Below are 17,714 nucleotides of genomic sequence, written 5' to 3'. Positions count from 1 at the left end.
GCGGCGCACCGCCACGTCGTGGCGCCCGCCCCAACGCCTCGGCCCGAACGCTTCAGCCCGCCGTCACGGTCCCCCGCACCGCACCATCCGGCCCCGCGACCAGCACCGGAGTCTCCGCACCACCGAGGTCCCGCACCGCCGCCCGGTCCTCCTCCGGTACGCTCTCCGCCTCCGTCACCACCGCGGCCGCCTCCAGGGACTTCGCCCCGGACGCCACGGCCATGGCGACCGCCGTACGCAGCGCGCTCAACCGCAGCGAGTCGAGGGCGACGGTCCCGGCCACGTACGTACGCCCCGTCTCGTCCCGTACGGCCGCCCCCTCGGGCACCCCGTTACGGGCCCGGGCCGAACGGGCCAGGGTGACGATCTTGCGGTCCTCGGGGTCGAGCGTGCTGCTGTCGGTCATGTCCCGAGCATACGTACGCGCCGGAACCACCGTCACACCCAGGCGGGTCACCCCACGCGAAGAGCCGTCCTCAGGAGCGGTCCAGACGGAGCCGCTCCGCGCGCGGCAACCCGGCCACCACCAGGTCGTAGGAGTCCTCGATGAGTTCGCGGACGACGCGGTCCGGGAGGTCGCCGTCGACCGTGACCGTGTTCCAGTGGCGCTTGTTCATGTGCCAGCCGGGGATGATCAGACCCTCGTACTCGGCGCGCAGGCGTACGGCGTCCTCCGGGTCGCACTTGAGGTTGACGGTGAGCGGGCGGCCGTCCAGGTACGACAGGGCGAACATCTTGCCCAGCACCTTGAAGACGGAGGTCTCCGGGTTGAACGGGAAGTCCTCCACGGCCGCGTTGAAGGAGAGGCAGAACGCGCGCAGTTCCTGGGGCGTCACTCGGACTCCTTCTCCTCCTCCACGGGCTCGGACGGCCCGATCGGCTCCACGAGCACCGTGACGATCTTGTTCCTGCGGCCGGCGGCGGCCTCGGCGGTCAGGCGCAGCTCCCGGCCGTCCGGGAGGGGGACGACCGAGGAGGCACCGGCGATCGGCACGCGTCCCAGCGCCTTCGCGAGCAGGCCGCCCACCGTCTCGACGTCCTCGTCGTCGTAGGCCTCGATGCCGTACAGCTCGCCGAGGTCGCCGATGTCGAGGCGGGCCGTCACGCGGTGGCGGTCCTCGCCGAGCTCCTCCACCGGGGGCAGTTCGCGGTCGTACTCGTCGGTGATCTCGCCGACGATCTCCTCGAGGATGTCCTCGATGGTGACGATGCCGGCCGTGCCGCCGTACTCGTCGATGACGACGGCGACGTGGTTGCGCTCCTGCTGCATCTCGCGCAGCAGGTCACCCGCGTTCTTCGTGTCGGGGACGAAGGCCGCGGGCCGCATGGCGGTGGAGACCAGCTCGTTCTCGGCGTCGCGGCTGATGTGCGTCTTGCGGGCCAGGTCCTTCAGGTACACCACCCCCACGATGTCGTCCTCGCTCTCGCCGGTGACCGGTATGCGGGAGAAACCGGAGCGCAGGGCGAGGGTGAGGGCCTGGCGGATGGTCTTGTAGCGCTCGATGACGACCAGGTCGGTCCGCGGGACCATGACCTCACGGACGAGGGTGTCGCCGAGTTCGAAGACGGAGTGCACCATGCGGCGCTCCTCGGCCTCGATCAGGGACTCCTTCTCGGCGAGGTCCACCAGCGCGCGCAGCTCGGCCTCGGAGGCGAAGGGACCGCGCCGGAAGCCCTTGCCGGGGGTGAGCGCGTTACCGATGAGGATCAGCAGCGGCGGGATCGGGCCCATGATCCGGGCCAGCGGGAGCAGCACGTACGCGGCCGCCGTCGCCGTGTTCAGCGGATGCTGGCGGCCGATCGTGCGCGGCGAGACCCCGACGGCGACGTACGACACGAGGACCATCACGCCGATGGCGACGACCAGGGCCTCCCACGTCTTGTCGAACTCCATCAGGCAGGCGTACGTGACCAGCGCGGCGGCCGCCATCTCGCAGGCGACACGGACCAGCAGCGCCACGTTGAGGTAGCGGGTGGGGTCGGCCGCGACCTGGGCGAGCTTGGCGCTGCCGCGCCGCCCGGACCGTACGGCCTCCTCGGCGCGGAAGCTGGAGACCCGCGCGAGGCCCGCCTCGGCGCAGGCGGCGAGCCAGGCGACGACGACCAGGGCGACGGCGCCGGTGACGAGCGATGCGCTCATGACACGGTGGGGGCCGGGGAAGGGCCGGTCAGACCCTTCTCCGCGCGCCAGCCGTCCACGATGGCCGCCTGGAGGCCGAACATCTCGGCCTTCTCGTCCGGCACCTCGTGGTCGTAACCGAGCAGGTGCAGCACGCCGTGGACGGTGAGCAGCTGGAGCTCCTCGTCCATGGTGTGCTGCGTCTCCGCTTCCCTGCCCTGCTTCTCGGCGACCTCGGGGCACAGCACGATGTCGCCGAGGAGGCCGTGCGGCGGCTCGTCGTCGTCCTTGGCCGGCGGCCGCAGCTCGTCCATGGGAAAGGACATGACATCCGTCGGGCCGGGCAGGTCCATCCACTGGATGTGCAGCTGCTCCATGGCGTCGGCGTCCACGACGATCACCGAGAGCTCGGAGAGCGGGTGGATGCGCATCCGTGCGAGCGCGTAGCGGGCGATGTCGAGGATCGCCTGCTCGTCGACCTCGGTTCCGGACTCGTTGTTGACGTCGATCGACATGGTCGTGCTGGTCTACTTCCCCTTGTGCCCGTGTCCGGCCTTGCCGCGGCCGCCCTTGTGGGTGCCGTTCTGCGTGCCGTTCCTGCTGTCGTACTTCTCGTACGCGTCGACGATACGGCCCACCAGCTTGTGCCGTACGACGTCGTGGGACGACAGCCGCGAGAAGTGGACGTCCTCGACGCCCTCCAGGATCTCCTGCACCTGGCGCAGACCGCTCCTCGTCCCGTCCGGCAGGTCGACCTGGGTGACATCACCCGTGATCACGATCTTCGAGTCGAAGCCGAGGCGGGTGAGGAACATCTTCATCTGCTCGGGGCTCGTGTTCTGGGCCTCGTCCAGGATGATGAAGGCATCATTAAGCGTTCTGCCCCTCATGTACGCCAGGGGCGCGACCTCGATGGTCCCGGCGGCCATCAGCCGCGGGATCGAGTCCGGGTCCAGCATGTCGTGCAGCGCGTCGTACAGCGGGCGCAGGTAGGGGTCGATCTTCTCGTACAGCGTGCCGGGCAGGAAGCCGAGCCGCTCCCCCGCCTCCACCGCCGGGCGGGTCAGGATGATGCGGTTGACCTGCTTGGACTGCAGGGCCTGCACCGCCTTGGCCATGGCGAGGTAGGTCTTGCCCGTACCGGCGGGACCGATGCCGAAGACGACCGTGTGCTTGTCGATGGCGTCGACGTACCGCTTCTGGTTGAGCGTCTTGGGGCGGATCGTGCGGCCGCGCGAGGACAGGATGTTCTGTGTGAGCACCTCGGCCGGGGTCTCCTGGCCGTCGCTCTCCCCGTTCTCGCTCGCCCTGAGCATGGCGATCGAGCGTTCCACTGCGTCCTCCGTCATCGGCTGCCCGGTGCGGAGCACCAGCATCATCTCGTCGAACATGCGCTGGACAAGGGCGACTTCACCGGCCTCGCCGACCGCGCTGATCTCATTGCCCCGGACATGGATGTCGACCGCCGGGAAGGCCTTCTCGATCACGCGCAGGAGACGGTCCCCGGAACCCAGCACGGTCACCATGGGGTGTGCGGCCGGAACGGTGAACTGCGCTCTCGCCTGCTCCTGCGCGGAGGTGTGAGCTGTGGGTGATTGAGTCATGGGCCGGCTCTGTAGGCCTTGCTCGTCCTCCTCGTACATCTCGCCCGCCCCATGGGCGGTCTGGCGGTTTCCAGGGTACGCCGGGGGACTGACAAGACCGTAGGACTTTTCCACCGGTCGGGTGGCAGCAGGGCGCCGCGCCCCGGACCGATCCTCTTTCGATCAAGCGCCGGACGGGCTGATTCATCAGCCCCTTGGGGGCACCTCCCAGCGGTAGCTGGGGGAGTTCGAGGAGCGGGGTCCGGGGCGGAGCCCCGGATGGGGGTCCCCCCGCTCGAGCGGAGCCGAGAGTGGGGGAGGGACGGGTAGGGGCGGCGGGGCGAGAGAACCCCCGGGTCGACCGCCGCGCGCGCTCACGCCGACCGGCGGAACCCGATCGTCGGCACAGCCCTCCGCAACGGCCAGGGGCTCACCGCCTCCTCGGGCAACAGGCCGTCCAGGAAGGAGTAGCGCCGCAGCGCCGCCGGATCCTGCCCCTCCAGCGACTGCACCCGCCGCCACCACGCGGCGATCTCGCACCACCCGGGAGCCGACAGCGACCCGCCGAACTCCTGCACGGACAGCGCGGCCGTCAGTCCGGCGAAGGCCAGCCGGTCCGCGAGCGGCCAGTCGGCCAGTGTCCCGGTCACGAACCCCGCCACGAACACGTCCCCCGCCCCCGTCGGGTCCATCGCCTCGACGGCGATGGCCGGCACCTCGGCGGTCTCACCGGTCCGCCCGTCCACGGCGTACGCCCCCTGCGCGCCCAGGGTGACCACGGCGAGCGGCACATGCCGGGTGAGGGCGTGCGCGGCCGCCCGCGGGCAGTCGGCCCCGGTGTAGCGCATCGCCTCCGCCGCGTTGGGCAGGAACGCCTCGCAGTGTTCGAGGTCGGCGAGGCCCGCCAGGTCCCAGCGCCCGGTGTCGTCCCAGCCGACGTCGGCGAAGATCCGGGTCCCCTTGCCGGCGGCCTGCGCGATCCAGGGGGCGCGCACTCCGGGCGTCAGGGACGCGACGGCGGCGCGAGCGAGGGGCGGGCACTCCGGCGCGGTCTCCTCCGGGGGCGGCTCGTGGCCGTGCGAGACCATGGTGCGCTCGCCCTCGTAGGCCATGGAGACGGTGACCGGAGAGTGCCAGCCGGGGACCGTGCGGGACGGGGTCAGGTCGATGCCCTCACCCTGCTCCAGCGCGTCCCAGCAGTACTCCCCGTAGTGGTCGTCCCCGAAGGCCGCCGCCAGGGACGTGCGCAGGCCGAGCCTGGCCAGCGCGGTCGCCATGTTCGCCACGCCGCCGGGGCTCGACCCCATCCCGCGCGCCCAGGACTCGGTCCCGCGCACGGGGGCGGAGTCGAGCCCGGTGAAGACGATGTCGAGGAAGACGGTGCCGGTGAGGTACACGTCCCTCGGCGGGTCGCCCGGTGTGCGCAGGGCGGCGAGGGGGTCGACCTGGGGCCGGTGGTGCGTTCGCTCTCCCTTGGACGCGGTCACGGTGTGCTCCCTGGCATGGTGCGGATCAGGCCAGTGTGCACCAACCGCCTCACACGGCGCCGCCCCTCACGCCGGAGCCTCCCCCCGCGCCGTACGACCGCGCACGCGCCCCCTGGCGAGGCGGCCACCGCGTCCGGGAGCGGTACCGCCCTGCCAGCGGGGCAGCCACCGCCGGTGCAGGAGCTCCACCTCCGCGCGGTCCACCTCGACGCCGAGGCCCGGCGCGTCGGAGACGGCGACCCTGCCGCCCTCGAACGTGAGCTGGATACGCGAACACCATCCGTCAATGGTCGTGCGCGGTCGCCTTACGATCTGCTCATGTCGGAACCCACGGACGAGCGCACGGACGAGCGCACGGACGAGCGCGGTGTGCGCGAGGTGAAGTCCGCCGCCCGGACGGTGGACCTCCTGGAGCTCCTGGCCGCCCGCGGCGACCGTCCCGCGCGCCTGCAGGAACTGGCGGACGAGCTCCAGGTCCCCCGCAGCTCCATGTACGCCCTGCTCCAGACCCTGATCGGCCGCGGCTGGGTCCGCACGGACGCCACGGGCTCGCTCTACGGCATCGGCATCCGCGCCCTGCTCACCGGCACGAGCTATCTGGACTCCGACCCCCGTGTCCGCGTCGTGCGCCCCTACCTCGACGAGGCCTCCGACGCGCTCGGCGAGACGATTCACATGGGCCGGCTGGACGGCGCGGACGTCACCTACCTCGCGACCCGGGAGTCCCACGAGTACCTGCGTACGATCAGCCGCGTGGGCCGCCGCCTCCCCGCCCACGCGGGCGCCCTGGGCAAGGCCCTCCTGGCGGAACGCCCCGACGAGGCACTCCCCGACCCTCCGTACGCCCGGCTGACCCCCAACACCCACACCACCCGCGAGTCCCTCCTGGCCGACCTCACGGCCACGCGTGCGCGCGGCTACGCCGTGGACCGGGAGGAGGGCGTCCCCGGCATCGTCGGCTTCGGCTTCGCCCTGCGCTACGACGCTCCCGCCCAGGACGCGATCAGCTGCTCGGTGCCGGTGGCCCGGCTCTCCGCTAGCCATGAGGAGCGGATCGTCGCGGTGATGCGGGAGATCCGGGCGAAGGTCGAGGCGGCGACGCCCGGGGCGTCGGGTGCGGTCAACTGGCGTTGAGCCTGCGCGCTATCGTCTGCCGGGTTCCGTTTGTGGGCGACCGCTGGTTCGTCGTGGCTTGTCGCGCAGTTCCCCGCGCCCCTTGAAAGCCCCGCCCCCCCCGACGCCGCAACGCACCGAAGGCAACGCCCGCCCCCACGCACCCGCAGCCGCGTACGCGCGCCCCCGACCCACGAACAAACCGCAGGCGCCCAAGCCGCAACGGAGCCGCAGCCACCCAACGCCCCGCGGGCCCCGCGCCCCATTGGGGCGGGGAACGGCGCGACCAGCCACAACACACCCGCAGCCGCCCCCGCACAGAACCCGGCAGACGAGAACGCCCCCGCCCTACCCGAACTCGTACGCCTCCACCTCGGCGAGATACCGGCGGCGCCGCTCCTCGTCGTGCTCCAGGAAGGAGGCGACGAACGAGTTGCGGGCCAGGTCGCGCAGGCGCTCCTCGCTCAGGCCCAGCGTCGCGCGCACCGCGTCGAAGTTGTCGCCGGCGTAGCCGCCGAAGTACGCCGGGTCGTCGGAGTTGACCGTGCACAGCAGGCCCGCGTCCAGCATGGCGGGCAGCGGGTGGTCACCGAGCGTGTCCACCGCGCGCAGCCGGACGTTCGACAGCGGACACAGCGTCAGCGGCACCCGCTCCCGTACGAGCCGCTCCACCAGCGCCTCGTCCTCCACGCACCGCAGGCCGTGGTCGATCCGCTCGACCCCGAGCACGTCCAGCGCCTCGACGATGTACGACGGCGGGCCCTCCTCCCCCGCGTGCGCGACCCGTCGCAGCCCCAGCGCGGCCGCCGCCTCGTAGACCTCCCGGAACTTCACCGGCGGATGCCCGACCTCCGCGGAGTCGAGTCCGACGCCCACGATCCGGTCGAGATAGGGCTTCGCGGCGTCCAGCGTCTCCATCGCCGACTCGGCGGACTCGTCCCGCAGGAAGCACATGATCAGCTGGGTGGAGACGCCGTGCGTCTCCTCGCTGCGGCCGAGCGCACGCCACAGCCCCTCCACCACGGTCCCCATCCCCACGCCCCGCGCGATGTGGGCCTGAGGGTCGAAGAAGATCTCGGCGTGCCGCACCCCCTGCGCGGCGGCCCGGGCGAGATACGCGTCGGCCAGGTCCTCGAAGTCCCGCTCGGTCCGCAGGACGGCCATGAGCTCGTAGTACAGGTTCAGGAAGGACTGCAGATCCTCGAACCGGTACGCCTCCCGGAGCTCCTCCGTGTCGGCGTACGGCAGGGCGACCCCGTTCCTCGCGGCCAGCGCGAACGCCAGCTCGGGCTCCAGGGTGCCTTCGATGTGCAGGTGCAGTTCAGCTTTGGGGAGGGGCATCACGGCATCGTACGGCCGATTCATCTGCGCTTCGGAACCGGCACTCGCAGCAGATCGTGCGCCACCGTCAGCTCCGCCTCGAACCCGGCGGCCCGCGCCTGCCGTGCGAACTCCTCGGGCTCGGTGTACCGCTGGCTGAAGTGCGTCAGCACGAGGTGCCGCACGCCGGCCTCCCGCGCCACGCGGGCGGCCTGACCGGCTGTCAGGTGGCCGTGCTCCTCCGCGAGTTCCGCGTCCTCGTCGAGGAACGTCGACTCGATGACGAGCATGTCGCACCCCTCGGCCAGCGCGTACACGCCGTCGCACAACCGGGTGTCCATGACGAAGGCGAACCGCTGCCCGCGCCGCACCTCGCTCACGTCGCTCAGCGAGACGCCCCCGAGCGCCCCCTCCCGCTGGATCCGCCCGACGTCCGGCCCCTTGATCCCGTGCGCGGCCAGCCGCTCCGGCAGCATGCGCCGCCCGTCGGGCTCGACGAGCCGGTACCCGAACGACTCGACGGGGTGGGAGAGCCGGCGCGCCTCCAGGCTGTACGCGGGGGTGGCGGCGAGCACGCCGTCCTCCTCGACCGGCGCCTCGGTCAGCCGCACGGTCTCGCGGTACGCGGTCGCGTACCGCAGCCGGTCGAAGAAGCGCTGCCCGGAGCGCGGGTAGTGCGCGGTGACGTCGTGCGGGACGCGGTCGAGGTTGACGCGCTGGATGACACCGGCGAGGCCCAGCGAATGGTCCCCGTGGAAGTGGGTGACACATATCCGGTGCAGGTCGTGCGCGGCGACCCCGGCACGCAGCATCTGCCGCTGCGTGCCCTCACCGGGGTCGAACATGATGCCCTCGCCGTCCCAGCGGAGCACGTACCCGTTGTGGTTGCGGTGGCGGGTCGGGACCTGGCTGGCGGTACCGAGGACCACCAGTTCGCGTACGGACACGGCGACTTACCCGGGAGGCCATGCGAGCCCGCGCCCGCCGATGACGTGCGCGTGCGCGTGGAAGACGGTCTGTCCGGCGCCACTGCCGGTGTTGAACACGACGCGGTAGCTCTCCAGCTTGTCCTCCGCGGCCACCTCGGCGGTCTCGCGCAGTACGTCCGCGGCGACGGTGGGCTCGGCGGCGCCGAGGGAGGCGGCGTCGGGGTAGTGCACCTTCGGGATGACCAGCACGTGCGTCGGTGCCTGGGGGTTGATGTCCCGGAACGCGACGGTCGTCTCCGTCTCCCGGACCACGGTCGCCGGGATCTGTCCCGCCACGATCTTGCAGAACAGGCAGTCGTCCTGCGGCTCCCCTGCCATGCGCGCCTCCTCGCCGACGATTGATCACGTACGGGCATCGTAGCGAGGCGTCGGCCGGCCCCGCCGCCCCTGCCCGTGCTGTCCCCAGGGACTCCGCCTCTTCGACGCCGGCGAGGGGCCGTGCTCCCCGGACCCCCAATTCCGGGGGTCGGCCCTGAAAACCCCTCCCGTGAACGGCGGCCGCTGCCTAGAGTGACCTGGTGACACAGCCTGCAGCCTCTGCATCTCCCGCGTATTTCCGCTTTCCGCACCTGCACGGCGAATCGGTCGCCTTCACCGCCGAGGACGACGTCTGGGTCGCTCCTCTCGACGGCGGCCGAGCCTGGCGGGTCAGCGCAGACAACGTCCCCGTCAACCATCCGCGCATCTCCCCGGACGGCACCACCGTCGCCTGGAGCTCCACCCGCGACGGAGCCCCCGAGGTCCACGTCGCCCCCATCGACGGCGGCCCGTCCACACGCCTGACGTACTGGGGCAGTTGGCGGACCCAGGTGCGCGGCTGGACACCCGACGGCGAGGTCCTCGCGCTCAGCACACAGGGCCAGGCCAGCCTCCGGCGCAGCTGGGCGCGTGCCGTCCCGCTCGACGGCGGACCGGCGACCACCCTGCCGTACGGGCCCGTCGGCCACGTCGCGTACGGGCCGAGCACCGTCCTGCTGTCCGCGCCCATGGGCCGTGAGGCGGCCTGGTGGAAGCGGTACCGCGGCGGCACGGCGGGCAAGCTGTGGATCGAGCGGGGCGGCGGCGAGGAGTCCGGTACCGGCGTCGGGGAGTTCGTCCGGCTGCATGCCGAGCTCGACGGGAACCTCGAGTACCCCATGTGGGTGGGGGAACGGGTCGCCTTCCTCTCCGACCACGAAGGGGTCGGGGCCCTCTACTCGTCCCTCGGCGACGGGTCCGATCTGCGGCGCCACACGGCGATCGACGGCTTCTACGCCCGGCACGCCGCCACCGACGGGACGCGCGTCGTGTACGCGTCCGCCGGTGAGCTGTGGCTCCTCGACGACCTGGACGGCGCCGAGCCGCGGCGGCTGGACATCCGGCTCGGCGGGCAGCGCGCCGACCTGCAGCCGCATCCCGTGAACGCGAGCCACTGGTTCGGCGCGGGCTCGCCCGACCACACCGGGCGGGGCAGCGCCATCTCCGTGCGGGGTGCGGTCCACTGGGTGACCCACCGGTCCGGTCCCACCCGCGCGCTCGCCGCCGAGCACGGCGTACGGGCCCGGCTGCCGATCACCTTCCGCGCCGACGGCGAGGAGTGGGTGGTGTGGGTGACGGACGCCGAGGGCGACGACGCCCTGGAGTTCGCCCCGGCGACGGGAGTCGCGCCCGGGGCCACCCCACGACGGCTGGCCGCCGGGCAGCTGGGGAGGGTGCTGGGACTCGCCATGGCCCCGGACGGCAGCCGGGCCGCGGTCGCCTCGCACGACGGGCGCGTCCTGCTCGTGGAGCGGGAGAGCGGCGAGGTGCGCGAGGTCGACCGGAGCGAGGACGGCGAGGTCTCCGGCCTGGTCTTCTCGCCCGACTCCGCCTGGCTCGCCTGGTCCCACCCCGGCCCGAACCCCCTGCGCCAGCTCAAACTCGCCAACACCGCCGACCTGTCGGTGACCGAGGCGACCCCGCTCCGCTTCCGGGACTACTCGCCCGCCTTCACGCTGGACGGCAAGCACCTGGCGTTCCTGTCGGCGCGCTCCTTCGACCCCGTCTACGACGAACACGTCTTCGACCTGGCCTTCGTCGGCGGCTCACGTCCGCACCTCATCACGCTCGCCGCGACCACCCCCTCGCCCTTCGGGCCACAGCGCCACGGCCGCCCCTTCGAGGCGCCCGAGAAGGAGGAGACCCCGGACAGCGAGGGCGCCCCCGCGACCCGTATCGACCTCGAAGGGCTCGGCGACCGGATCGTGCCGTTCCCCGTCGAGGCCGCGCGCTACACGGACCTGAAGGCCGCCAAGGACGGCGTGCTGTGGCTGCGGCACCCGGTGCGCGGCGTGCTCGGCCACTCGCGGGCCACGCCCGACGACCCGGACCCCAAGACCTCCCTGGAGCGGTACGACCTCGCCCAGCAGCGCGTCGAGTACCTGGCCTCCGACGCCGAGCGGTTCGCGGTCAGCGGCGACGGCAAGCGGGTGCTGCTGTGGACCGACGGCAAGCTCAAGGTCGTCCCCAGCGACCGGCGCGCCTCCAACGACGAGGACAGTGACACCAACATCACCGTCGACCTCGCGCGGGTACGGCAGACCGTCGATCCGGCCGCCGAGTGGCGCCAGATGTACGACGAGACCGGCCGTTTCATGCGGGACAACTTCTGGCGGCCGGACCTCGGCGGAGTCGACTGGGACGGTGTGCTGGACAGGTACCGGCCCGTGCTGGCCCGCGTCGCCACCCACGACGACCTGGTGGACCTGCTGTGGGAGGTGCAGGGCGAGCTCGGTACGTCGCACGCGTACGTCACCCCGCGCGGCGGCGGGGGATGGGGCGACCGGCGGCAGGGGCTGCTCGGCGCCGACATCTCCCGGCACGAGGACGGCCCCCAGGGCTCGCCCCTGTGGCGCATCGACCGCGTCCTGCCCTCGGAGACCTCCGACCCCGAGGCGCACGCGCCGCTCGCCGCGCCCGGCGTGGCGGTACGGGCCGGGGACGCGATCATCGCGGTGGGCGGGCAGGCCGTGGACCCGGTGGCCGGGCCGGGGCCGCTGCTCGTCGGCACGGCGGGCAGGCCCGTCGAACTGACCATCCTGCCCGCGGGCGGCGGGGACCCGCGGCACACGGTCGTCGTGCCCGTCGCCGACGAGGAGCCCCTGCGCTATCACGCGTGGGTGGCGGACCGGCGGGCGTACGTGCACGAGAAGTCGGGGGGCCGGCTGGGCTATCTGCACGTGCCCGACATGCAGGCGCCGGGCTGGGCGCAGATCCACCGCGACCTGCGGATCGAGGTGGCGCGGGAGGGTCTCGTCGTCGACGTCCGCGAGAACCGCGGCGGCCACACCTCACAACTCGTCGTCGAGAAGCTGGCCCGGCGGATCGTGGGCTGGGACGTGCCGCGCGGGATGCGGCCGTACAGCTACCCGATGGACGCGCCGCGCGGGCCCGTCGTCGCCGTCGCCAACGAGTTCTCCGGGTCCGACGGGGACATCGTGAACGCGGCGATCAAGGCGCTCGGGCTCGGGCCGGTGGTCGGTACGCGGACGTGGGGCGGCGTGATCGGGATCGACAGCCGCTACCGCCTCGTCGACGGCACGCTCGTCACCCAGCCGAAGTACGCGTTCTGGCTGGAGGGCTACGGCTGGGATGTCGAGAACCACGGCGTCGACCCGGATGTGGAGGTCGTGCAGGCGCCACACGACTACGCGGCGGGGCGGGACGTGCAGCTGGACGAGGCGATCCGCCTCGCGCTGGCGGCGCTGGAGGAGACACCGGCGAAGACGGCTCCGCCGCTGCCGGAGTTGTAAGGGGCGCGGGAGCGGGTGGCGGGGGCTGGTCTCGCCTCCGCCGCCCCTGGCCGCCCCCTGTTCGGCTTACTTGCCCTCGGGCCAGCACGTGGGACGTGACTGGCAGTAGACGGTCTTCGTCACGGTGACGGTCGGGCCGGGTTCGCCGGGGCGGTCGTCGCCACCGGGCGGGGTGGGAGTGGTGTCGGGCGCGTCGCAGTTGCCCAGGACGTTCACCTGGAACCACTCCTTGCCGGCGATCCTGGCGGTGAGGTCGCCACGGACGCACTTGCCGTTGACCTCCCGTGTCACCTTCCCCTTGAGACTGATGTCCTTTCCGTCGTCGGTCTCGCCCTTGCAGTCGACGTTCACGACCGTGTTGGCACTGGCGGAGGGCGATCGCGTCTTCTTGCCGCCCTCGCCCGTGCCGCTGTCGTCGTAGGACCCCGTGCAGGTGAGCCACCGCACGTCGGCGCCCTTCCGCTCCAGCTCCCGAGTGCCGGCCTGGTCCGTGGTGAACGCCACGGCGGCGGTGTTCAACCCGCCTGTCTCACAGGCGGAAACGCCCACGACGGCGCCTACGCCGAGCCCCAGGCCCAGCAGAACCCGTCGCCCGCCCAGCCGTCGCCCCGCACGCTTCAATACCCCCATGGACGGCAGCCTGCCACCGCCCGCCGCGACACGGTAGGCCGCATGCGGCCACGCTCCGCTCCGGGCGCACGCATGACTGCGCCCCCGCCCGCCCCTACCCGTCCCCAGGGGCGCCGCCCCTTCAACCCCGCTCGGGCTCCGCCCCGGACCGCGCTCCTCGAACTCCCCCAGCTACCGCTGGGAGGTGCCCCCAAGGGGCTGAATTCTCAGCCCGTCCGGCGTCTGAGGACGAGGCCGCAAGTCCGATAAGCGGGGGCCTGGGAGCGCAGCCCCCAGGGATGGTGGGGGTCCCCCCGCTCGAGCGAAGCCGAGAGTGGGGGAGGGTAGGGGCGGCGGGGGCGAAAACAACGCCCCTCAGGACCAGCGTCCCGTCCTCGCCAGCAACACCGCCACCGCCGCCGTACCGGCAGTCGACGTCCGCAGGACACTCCGACCCAGGCGATACGGCCGAGCCCCCGCCTCCGCGAACAGCGCCAGCTCCTCCGGCGACACCCCGCCCTCGGGCCCCACCACCAGCACGATCTCCCCGGCGGCGGGCAGCTCGACGCCCGCCAGCGCCTCGTCACCGGACTCGTGCAGCACACCCGCGAAGTCCGCCTCCGCGAGCAGCGCGGCGACCTGCTTCGTCGTCGCCGTGTCCGCGACCTCCGGGAAGCGGACCCGCCGCGACTGCTTCCCGGCCTCCCGCGCGGTGGACCGCCACTTCGCCAGCGCCTTCAGCCCCCGCTCGCCCTTCCACTGGGTGATGCAGCGCGAGGCCGCCCAGGGCACGATCACGTCCACCCCGGTCTCGGTCATCGTCTCGACGGCCAGTTCCCCCCGGTCTCCCTTGGGGAGGGCCTGGACGACCGTGACGCGGGGAGACTCGACGGGCTCCTCCCGCACGGGCCGCAGGTCCGTGACCACCAGCCGGTCCTTGCCCTCGGCCGCCTTCACCACGCCTTGCGTCCACCGCCCGTGCCCGTCCGTGAGGACCACGTCCTCACCGGGCCGCAGCCGCTTCACGGACACCGCGTGCCGCCCCTCGGGACCGTCGAGGACGAACTCCGCCCCCGCACCGCCCAGGTGGTCCACCACGAACACCGGCGCGGTCACCGGTCGCCGCCTCCCGCCGTCCCGTCGGGGCACCCGGACAGCCCCGCCCGCGCGGAGGCCAGCTCCGCCGCGAGCATCTCCACCAGCTGCCCCGCGGGCAGGGCCCGCGCCATCCGGTGGCCCTGTCCCGCCCACAGCGCCATGCCCTGCGGGTCACCCGCCTTGGCCGCCGCCTTGCGCAGTCCGGAGGTGAGGTGGTGGACCTGGGGGTAGGCGACGGGGGCGTACGGGCCGTGCTCGCGCATGAAACGGTTGACGAGACCGCGCGCCGGGCGCCCGGAGAACGCGCGCGTGAGCTCCGTACGCACGAACAGAGGGTTGGTCATCGCCTGCTTGTGCAGCGCGTTCGCGCCGGACTCGGGAGTCACGAGGAACGCCGTGCCGAGCTGCGCCGCACACGCCCCGGCGGCGAGGGCTGCGGCGATCTGGCTGCCCCGCATGATGCCGCCGGCCGCGACGATCGGCAGTGAGACGGCCTCGCGTACCTGCGCGACCAGGGACAGCAGGCCGATGCCCGCGCAGTCCCGCTCGGGGTCGTCGCGGTGGGTGCCCTGGTGACCGCCCGCCTCCACGCCCTGCACGATCACGGCGTCGGCCCCGGCGTGCTCCACGGCCAGCGCCTCGTCGGCCGTGGTGACCGTGACGAGGGTCAGGGTGCCCTTGGCGGCGAGGGACGCGAGCACCTCGGGGGTGGGGCAGCCGAAGTGGAAGGAGACCACCGGCACCGGGTTGTCGAGGAGCACGGCGAGCTTGGCGTCGTAGCCGTCGTCCCGCCCGCTGTCGGGGTCGCCCAGCTCGGCGTCGTACCAGGCGGCCTCACCGGCGAGCTGGTTGGCGTACACCTCCACGGCGGCCGGGTCGGCGTACTCGGGCTGCGGCATGAAGAGGTTCACGCCGAAGGGGCGCCCCGTGAGTCCCCGCAGCTGCTTGATCTCCTGGTACATGCCGTCGGCGGTCTTGTACCCGGCGGCGAGGAAGCCGAGCCCACCGGCCTCGGACACGGCGGCGGCGAGCTGCGGCACGGAGACACCGCCCGCCATGGGGGCCTGCACGATCGGCCTGGGGAAGAGATCGGTCAGTGCGGAGGACATGAACGCATGGTGTCACGTCCTCCCCACAAGGTCCGAATCAGGCCTTCCGCCTGGCATAGGCCGACGGCATGGGCACGTGTCAGGGACGGTGGGGGACTTCGAACAGGGGCGAAATCAAGCCACCCGGCATATCGGTCCACGCATGTCGGCCGACGGCAGTGCGCATGCCTCCGCAAGCGTCCGACGGGCGCGGGAACACGCCCCGCACCCGTCAGCCGTCAGCCGTCAGCCGTCAGCCGTCAGCCGTCAGCGACCACGGTGACGAGCGCGGTCACCACGGTCACCGCGGTCAGCGCCCGTTGAACGCGTCCTTCAAGCGGGAGAACAACCCCTGCTGTCCCGGCTGGAACTGTCCCATCGGGCGCTCCTCGCCGCGCAGCTTCGCCAGCTCACGCAGCAGGCGCTCCTGCTCGGGGTCGAGCTTGGTCGGGGTCGTGACCTCGACGTGCACGATGAGGTCGCCCCGGCCGCCGCCCCTGAGGTGGGTGACACCGCGACCGTGCAGCGGGATCGACTGACCCGACTGGGTGCCCGGGCGGATGTCGACCTCCTCCATGCCGTCGAGCGTCTCCAGCGGGACCTTCGTGCCGAGGGCCGCCGCCGTCATCGGGATGGTGACCGTGCAGTGCAGGTCGTCGCCGCGACGCTGGAACGTCGGGTGCGGGAGCTCGTGGATCTCGACGTACAGGTCGCCCGCCGGGCCACCGCCCGGGCCGACCTCGCCCTCGCCGGCGAGCTGGATCCGCGTGCCGTTGTCGACGCCGGCCGGGATCTTCACCGTGAGCGTGCGGCGGGACCGGACACGGCCGTCACCCGCGCACTCCGGGCACGGGTTCGGCACGACCGTGCCGAAGCCCTGGCACTGGGGGCAGGGGCGGGACGTCATGACCTGGCCCAGGAAGGACCGGGTCACCTGCGACACCTCACCGCGGCCGCGGCACATGTCACACGTCTGGGCGGACGTGCCCGGGGCCGCGCCCTCGCCGCTGCAGGTGGTGCAGACGACGGCCGTGTCGACCTGGATGTCCTTCGTCGTGCCGAAGGCCGCCTCGTCGAGCTCGACCTCCAGCCGGATCATCGCGTCCTGGCCCCGGCGGGTGCGCGACCGCGGGCCGCGCTGGGACGCCGTACCGAAGAAGGCGTCCATGATGTCCGAGAAGTTCCCGAACCCGCCGGCGCCGAAGCCGCCCGCACCCCCGCCGCCCGCCTGGGACAGCGGGTCACCGCCGAGGTCGTAGACCTGCTTCTTCTGCGGGTCCGACAGCACCTCGTAGGCGGCGTTGATCTCCTTGAACCGCTCCTGCGTCTTCGGATCGGGATTGACGTCCGGGTGCAGCTCGCGAGCGAGCCTCCGGAACGCCTTCTTGATCTCGTCCTGGGACGCGTCGCGGCGCACGCCGAGTACGGCGTAGTAGTCCGTGGCCACTTACGACTCCGCCAGGATCTGTCCGACGTAACGTGCCACCGCTCGTACTGCTCCCATCGTTCCCGGATAGTCCATGCGGGTCGGTCCGACCACGCCGAGTTTTGCAACTGCCTCGCCGCCCGAACCGTAGCCCACCGAGACCACGGACGTGGAGTTGAGTCCCTCATGCGCGTTCTCGTGGCCGATGCGCACGGTCACGCCCGGATCCTTCGCCTCGCCCAGCAACTTCAGGAGCACGACCTGCTCCTCCAGCGCCTCGAGCACCGGCCGGATCGTGAGAGGGAAGTCATGTCCGAAGCGGGTCAGATTGGCGGTGCCGCCGATCATCAGCCGCTCCTCGTTCTCCTCGACGAGCGTCTCCAGGAGGGTGGAGAGCACAGTGGCGACCGTACCGCGGTCCTCCAGGTCGAAGGCCTCCGGCAGGTCCTCCACGAGTCGCGGTACGTCCGTGAAGCGGCGGCCCGCCACGCGGCTGTTGAGCCGCGCGCGGAGATCCGCGAGCGAGCTCTCCCCGAACGGAGCCGGGCAGTCGATCATCCTCTGCTCCACCCGGCCGGTGTCCGTGATCAGCACGAGCATCAGGCGCGCGGGTGCCAGCGACAGCAGCTCCACGTGCCGCACGGTGGACCGCGTGAGCGACGGGTACTGCACGACGGCGACCTGCCGGGTGAGCTGCGCCAGCAGCCGTACGGTCCGGCCGACCACGTCGTCCAGGTCGACGGCGCCCTCCAGGAAGTTCTGGATGGCGCGCCGCTCCGGGGCGGTCATCGGCTTCACCGCCGCCAGCTTGTCCACGAAGAGGCGGTAGCCCTTGTCGGTGGGGATGCGGCCGGCGCTGGTGTGCGGCTGGGCGATGTAGCCCTCCTCCTCGAGAGCCGCCATGTCGTTGCGGACGGTGGCCGGCGAGACCCCGAGCTTGTGCCGCTCGGTGAGCGCCTTGGAACCCACCGGCTCCTCGGTGCCCACGTAGTCCTGGACGATGGCGCGCAGCACTTCGAGCCTGCGTTCACTGAGCATCGCGCACACCTCCAGAGCATCCGTCTCGCGCGTTCCCGCGCTCCTCGCGGCTTCCCCTTGGCACTCAGCGCAGG

The 17,714-nt window shown here is 72.3% G+C and carries 16 protein-coding genes; 2 read left to right on the top strand and 14 right to left on the bottom strand.

Annotated features, from left to right (window positions below; all coding sequences use genetic code 11):
• Positions 1-52: 52 nt before the first annotated feature.
• From ACZ49J_RS01885 to ACZ49J_RS01860, 6 genes are all read right to left on the bottom strand, one after another.
• Positions 53-406 carry a cytidine deaminase gene (locus tag ACZ49J_RS01885; RefSeq protein ID WP_467447249.1) on the bottom strand — a complete coding sequence of 118 codons (354 nt, stop codon included), beginning with the start codon at positions 404-406 and terminating at the stop codon, positions 53-55.
• A 70-nt stretch (positions 407-476) separates the two neighbouring features.
• Positions 477-836: an MmcQ/YjbR family DNA-binding protein gene (locus ACZ49J_RS01880; RefSeq protein ID WP_467447247.1), complete on the bottom strand. Its 360-nt coding sequence runs from the start codon at positions 834-836 to the stop codon at positions 477-479.
• Positions 833-2,140, bottom strand: coding sequence for a hemolysin family protein (locus tag ACZ49J_RS01875; RefSeq protein WP_467447246.1), 1,308 nt, complete (start codon positions 2,138-2,140; stop codon positions 833-835). Before ACZ49J_RS01875 ends, ACZ49J_RS01880 begins: the two co-directional genes overlap by 4 nt.
• Positions 2,137-2,634 carry an rRNA maturation RNase YbeY gene (ybeY, locus tag ACZ49J_RS01870; RefSeq protein ID WP_467447245.1) on the bottom strand — a complete coding sequence of 166 codons (498 nt, stop codon included), beginning with the start codon at positions 2,632-2,634 and terminating at the stop codon, positions 2,137-2,139. Before ybeY ends, ACZ49J_RS01875 begins: the two co-directional genes overlap by 4 nt.
• Before the next feature lie 12 nt (positions 2,635-2,646).
• Positions 2,647-3,723: a PhoH family protein gene (locus ACZ49J_RS01865; protein WP_467447244.1), complete on the bottom strand. Its 1,077-nt coding sequence runs from the start codon at positions 3,721-3,723 to the stop codon at positions 2,647-2,649.
• Between the two features lie 353 nt (positions 3,724-4,076).
• Entirely contained in the window at positions 4,077-5,189 is a 1,113-nt protein-coding gene (locus ACZ49J_RS01860) for a carbohydrate kinase family protein (RefSeq protein ID WP_467447243.1), read from the bottom strand.
• A gap of 318 nt (positions 5,190-5,507) precedes the next feature.
• Between ACZ49J_RS01860 and ACZ49J_RS01855 the strand changes: the two genes are divergently transcribed.
• Entirely contained in the window at positions 5,508-6,323 is an 816-nt protein-coding gene (locus tag ACZ49J_RS01855) for an IclR family transcriptional regulator (RefSeq protein WP_467447242.1), read from the top strand.
• Between the two features lie 327 nt (positions 6,324-6,650).
• On the opposite strand, the gene ACZ49J_RS01850 is transcribed toward ACZ49J_RS01855, so the two are convergent.
• From ACZ49J_RS01850 to ACZ49J_RS01840, 3 genes are read right to left on the bottom strand one after another with little or no spacing between them, the layout of a single operon-like run.
• Positions 6,651-7,643: an adenosine deaminase gene (locus ACZ49J_RS01850; protein WP_467447241.1), complete on the bottom strand. Its 993-nt coding sequence runs from the start codon at positions 7,641-7,643 to the stop codon at positions 6,651-6,653.
• 20 nt (positions 7,644-7,663) lie between these two features.
• Positions 7,664-8,569 (bottom strand): ribonuclease Z, encoded by a 906-nt coding sequence (locus ACZ49J_RS01845; RefSeq protein ID WP_467447240.1) that lies wholly within the window; start codon positions 8,567-8,569, stop codon positions 7,664-7,666.
• 6 nt (positions 8,570-8,575) lie between these two features.
• Positions 8,576-8,929: a histidine triad nucleotide-binding protein gene (locus ACZ49J_RS01840; RefSeq protein WP_467447239.1), complete on the bottom strand. Its 354-nt coding sequence runs from the start codon at positions 8,927-8,929 to the stop codon at positions 8,576-8,578.
• Between the two features lie 200 nt (positions 8,930-9,129).
• On the opposite strand from ACZ49J_RS01840, the gene ACZ49J_RS01835 reads away from it, so the two are divergent.
• Positions 9,130-12,381 (top strand): S41 family peptidase, encoded by a 3,252-nt coding sequence (locus ACZ49J_RS01835; protein ID WP_467447238.1) that lies wholly within the window; start codon positions 9,130-9,132, stop codon positions 12,379-12,381.
• 66 nt (positions 12,382-12,447) lie between these two features.
• On the opposite strand, the gene ACZ49J_RS01830 is transcribed toward ACZ49J_RS01835, so the two are convergent.
• From ACZ49J_RS01830 to hrcA, 5 genes are all read right to left on the bottom strand, one after another.
• Positions 12,448-13,011 (bottom strand): hypothetical protein, encoded by a 564-nt coding sequence (locus ACZ49J_RS01830; protein WP_467447237.1) that lies wholly within the window; start codon positions 13,009-13,011, stop codon positions 12,448-12,450.
• 354 nt (positions 13,012-13,365) lie between these two features.
• Positions 13,366-14,106: a 16S rRNA (uracil(1498)-N(3))-methyltransferase gene (locus ACZ49J_RS01825; RefSeq protein ID WP_467447236.1), complete on the bottom strand. Its 741-nt coding sequence runs from the start codon at positions 14,104-14,106 to the stop codon at positions 13,366-13,368.
• Entirely contained in the window at positions 14,103-15,197 is a 1,095-nt protein-coding gene (locus ACZ49J_RS01820) for a nitronate monooxygenase (protein ID WP_467447235.1), read from the bottom strand. Before ACZ49J_RS01820 ends, ACZ49J_RS01825 begins: the two co-directional genes overlap by 4 nt.
• 289 nt (positions 15,198-15,486) lie before the next feature.
• Positions 15,487-16,623, bottom strand: coding sequence for a molecular chaperone DnaJ (gene dnaJ, locus ACZ49J_RS01815; protein ID WP_467447234.1), 1,137 nt, complete (start codon positions 16,621-16,623; stop codon positions 15,487-15,489).
• Positions 16,624-17,640 (bottom strand): heat-inducible transcriptional repressor HrcA, encoded by a 1,017-nt coding sequence (hrcA, locus tag ACZ49J_RS01810; protein ID WP_467447232.1) that lies wholly within the window; start codon positions 17,638-17,640, stop codon positions 16,624-16,626.
• Positions 17,641-17,714 lie beyond the last annotated feature (74 nt).

This window comes from Streptomyces sp. NPDC030840 (assembly GCF_055572015.1).
Note: the sequence above shows the minus strand (reverse complement) of the source record. Positions and strands in the feature narration are given on the sequence as shown.

Bases quoted from the DNA above. Each gene is read 5' to 3' on its own strand.
- ACZ49J_RS01885 (WP_467447249.1), bottom strand. From the start codon at position 406: ATGACCGACAGCAGCACGCTCGACCCCGAGGACCGCAAGATCGTCACC.
- ACZ49J_RS01875 (WP_467447246.1), bottom strand. From the start codon at position 2,140: ATGAGCGCATCGCTCGTCACCGGCGCCGTCGCCCTGGTCGTCGTCGCC.
- ybeY (WP_467447245.1), bottom strand. From the start codon at position 2,634: ATGTCGATCGACGTCAACAACGAGTCCGGAACCGAGGTCGACGAGCAG.
- ACZ49J_RS01865 (WP_467447244.1), bottom strand. From the start codon at position 3,723: ATGACTCAATCACCCACAGCTCACACCTCCGCGCAGGAGCAGGCGAGA.
- ACZ49J_RS01855 (WP_467447242.1), top strand. From the start codon at position 5,508: ATGTCGGAACCCACGGACGAGCGCACGGACGAGCGCACGGACGAGCGC.
- ACZ49J_RS01850 (WP_467447241.1), bottom strand. From the start codon at position 7,643: ATGCCCCTCCCCAAAGCTGAACTGCACCTGCACATCGAAGGCACCCTG.
- ACZ49J_RS01840 (WP_467447239.1), bottom strand. From the start codon at position 8,929: ATGGCAGGGGAGCCGCAGGACGACTGCCTGTTCTGCAAGATCGTGGCG.
- ACZ49J_RS01830 (WP_467447237.1), bottom strand. From the start codon at position 13,011: ATGGGGGTATTGAAGCGTGCGGGGCGACGGCTGGGCGGGCGACGGGTT.
- ACZ49J_RS01820 (WP_467447235.1), bottom strand. From the start codon at position 15,197: ATGTCCTCCGCACTGACCGATCTCTTCCCCAGGCCGATCGTGCAGGCC.
- hrcA (WP_467447232.1), bottom strand. From the start codon at position 17,640: ATGCTCAGTGAACGCAGGCTCGAAGTGCTGCGCGCCATCGTCCAGGAC.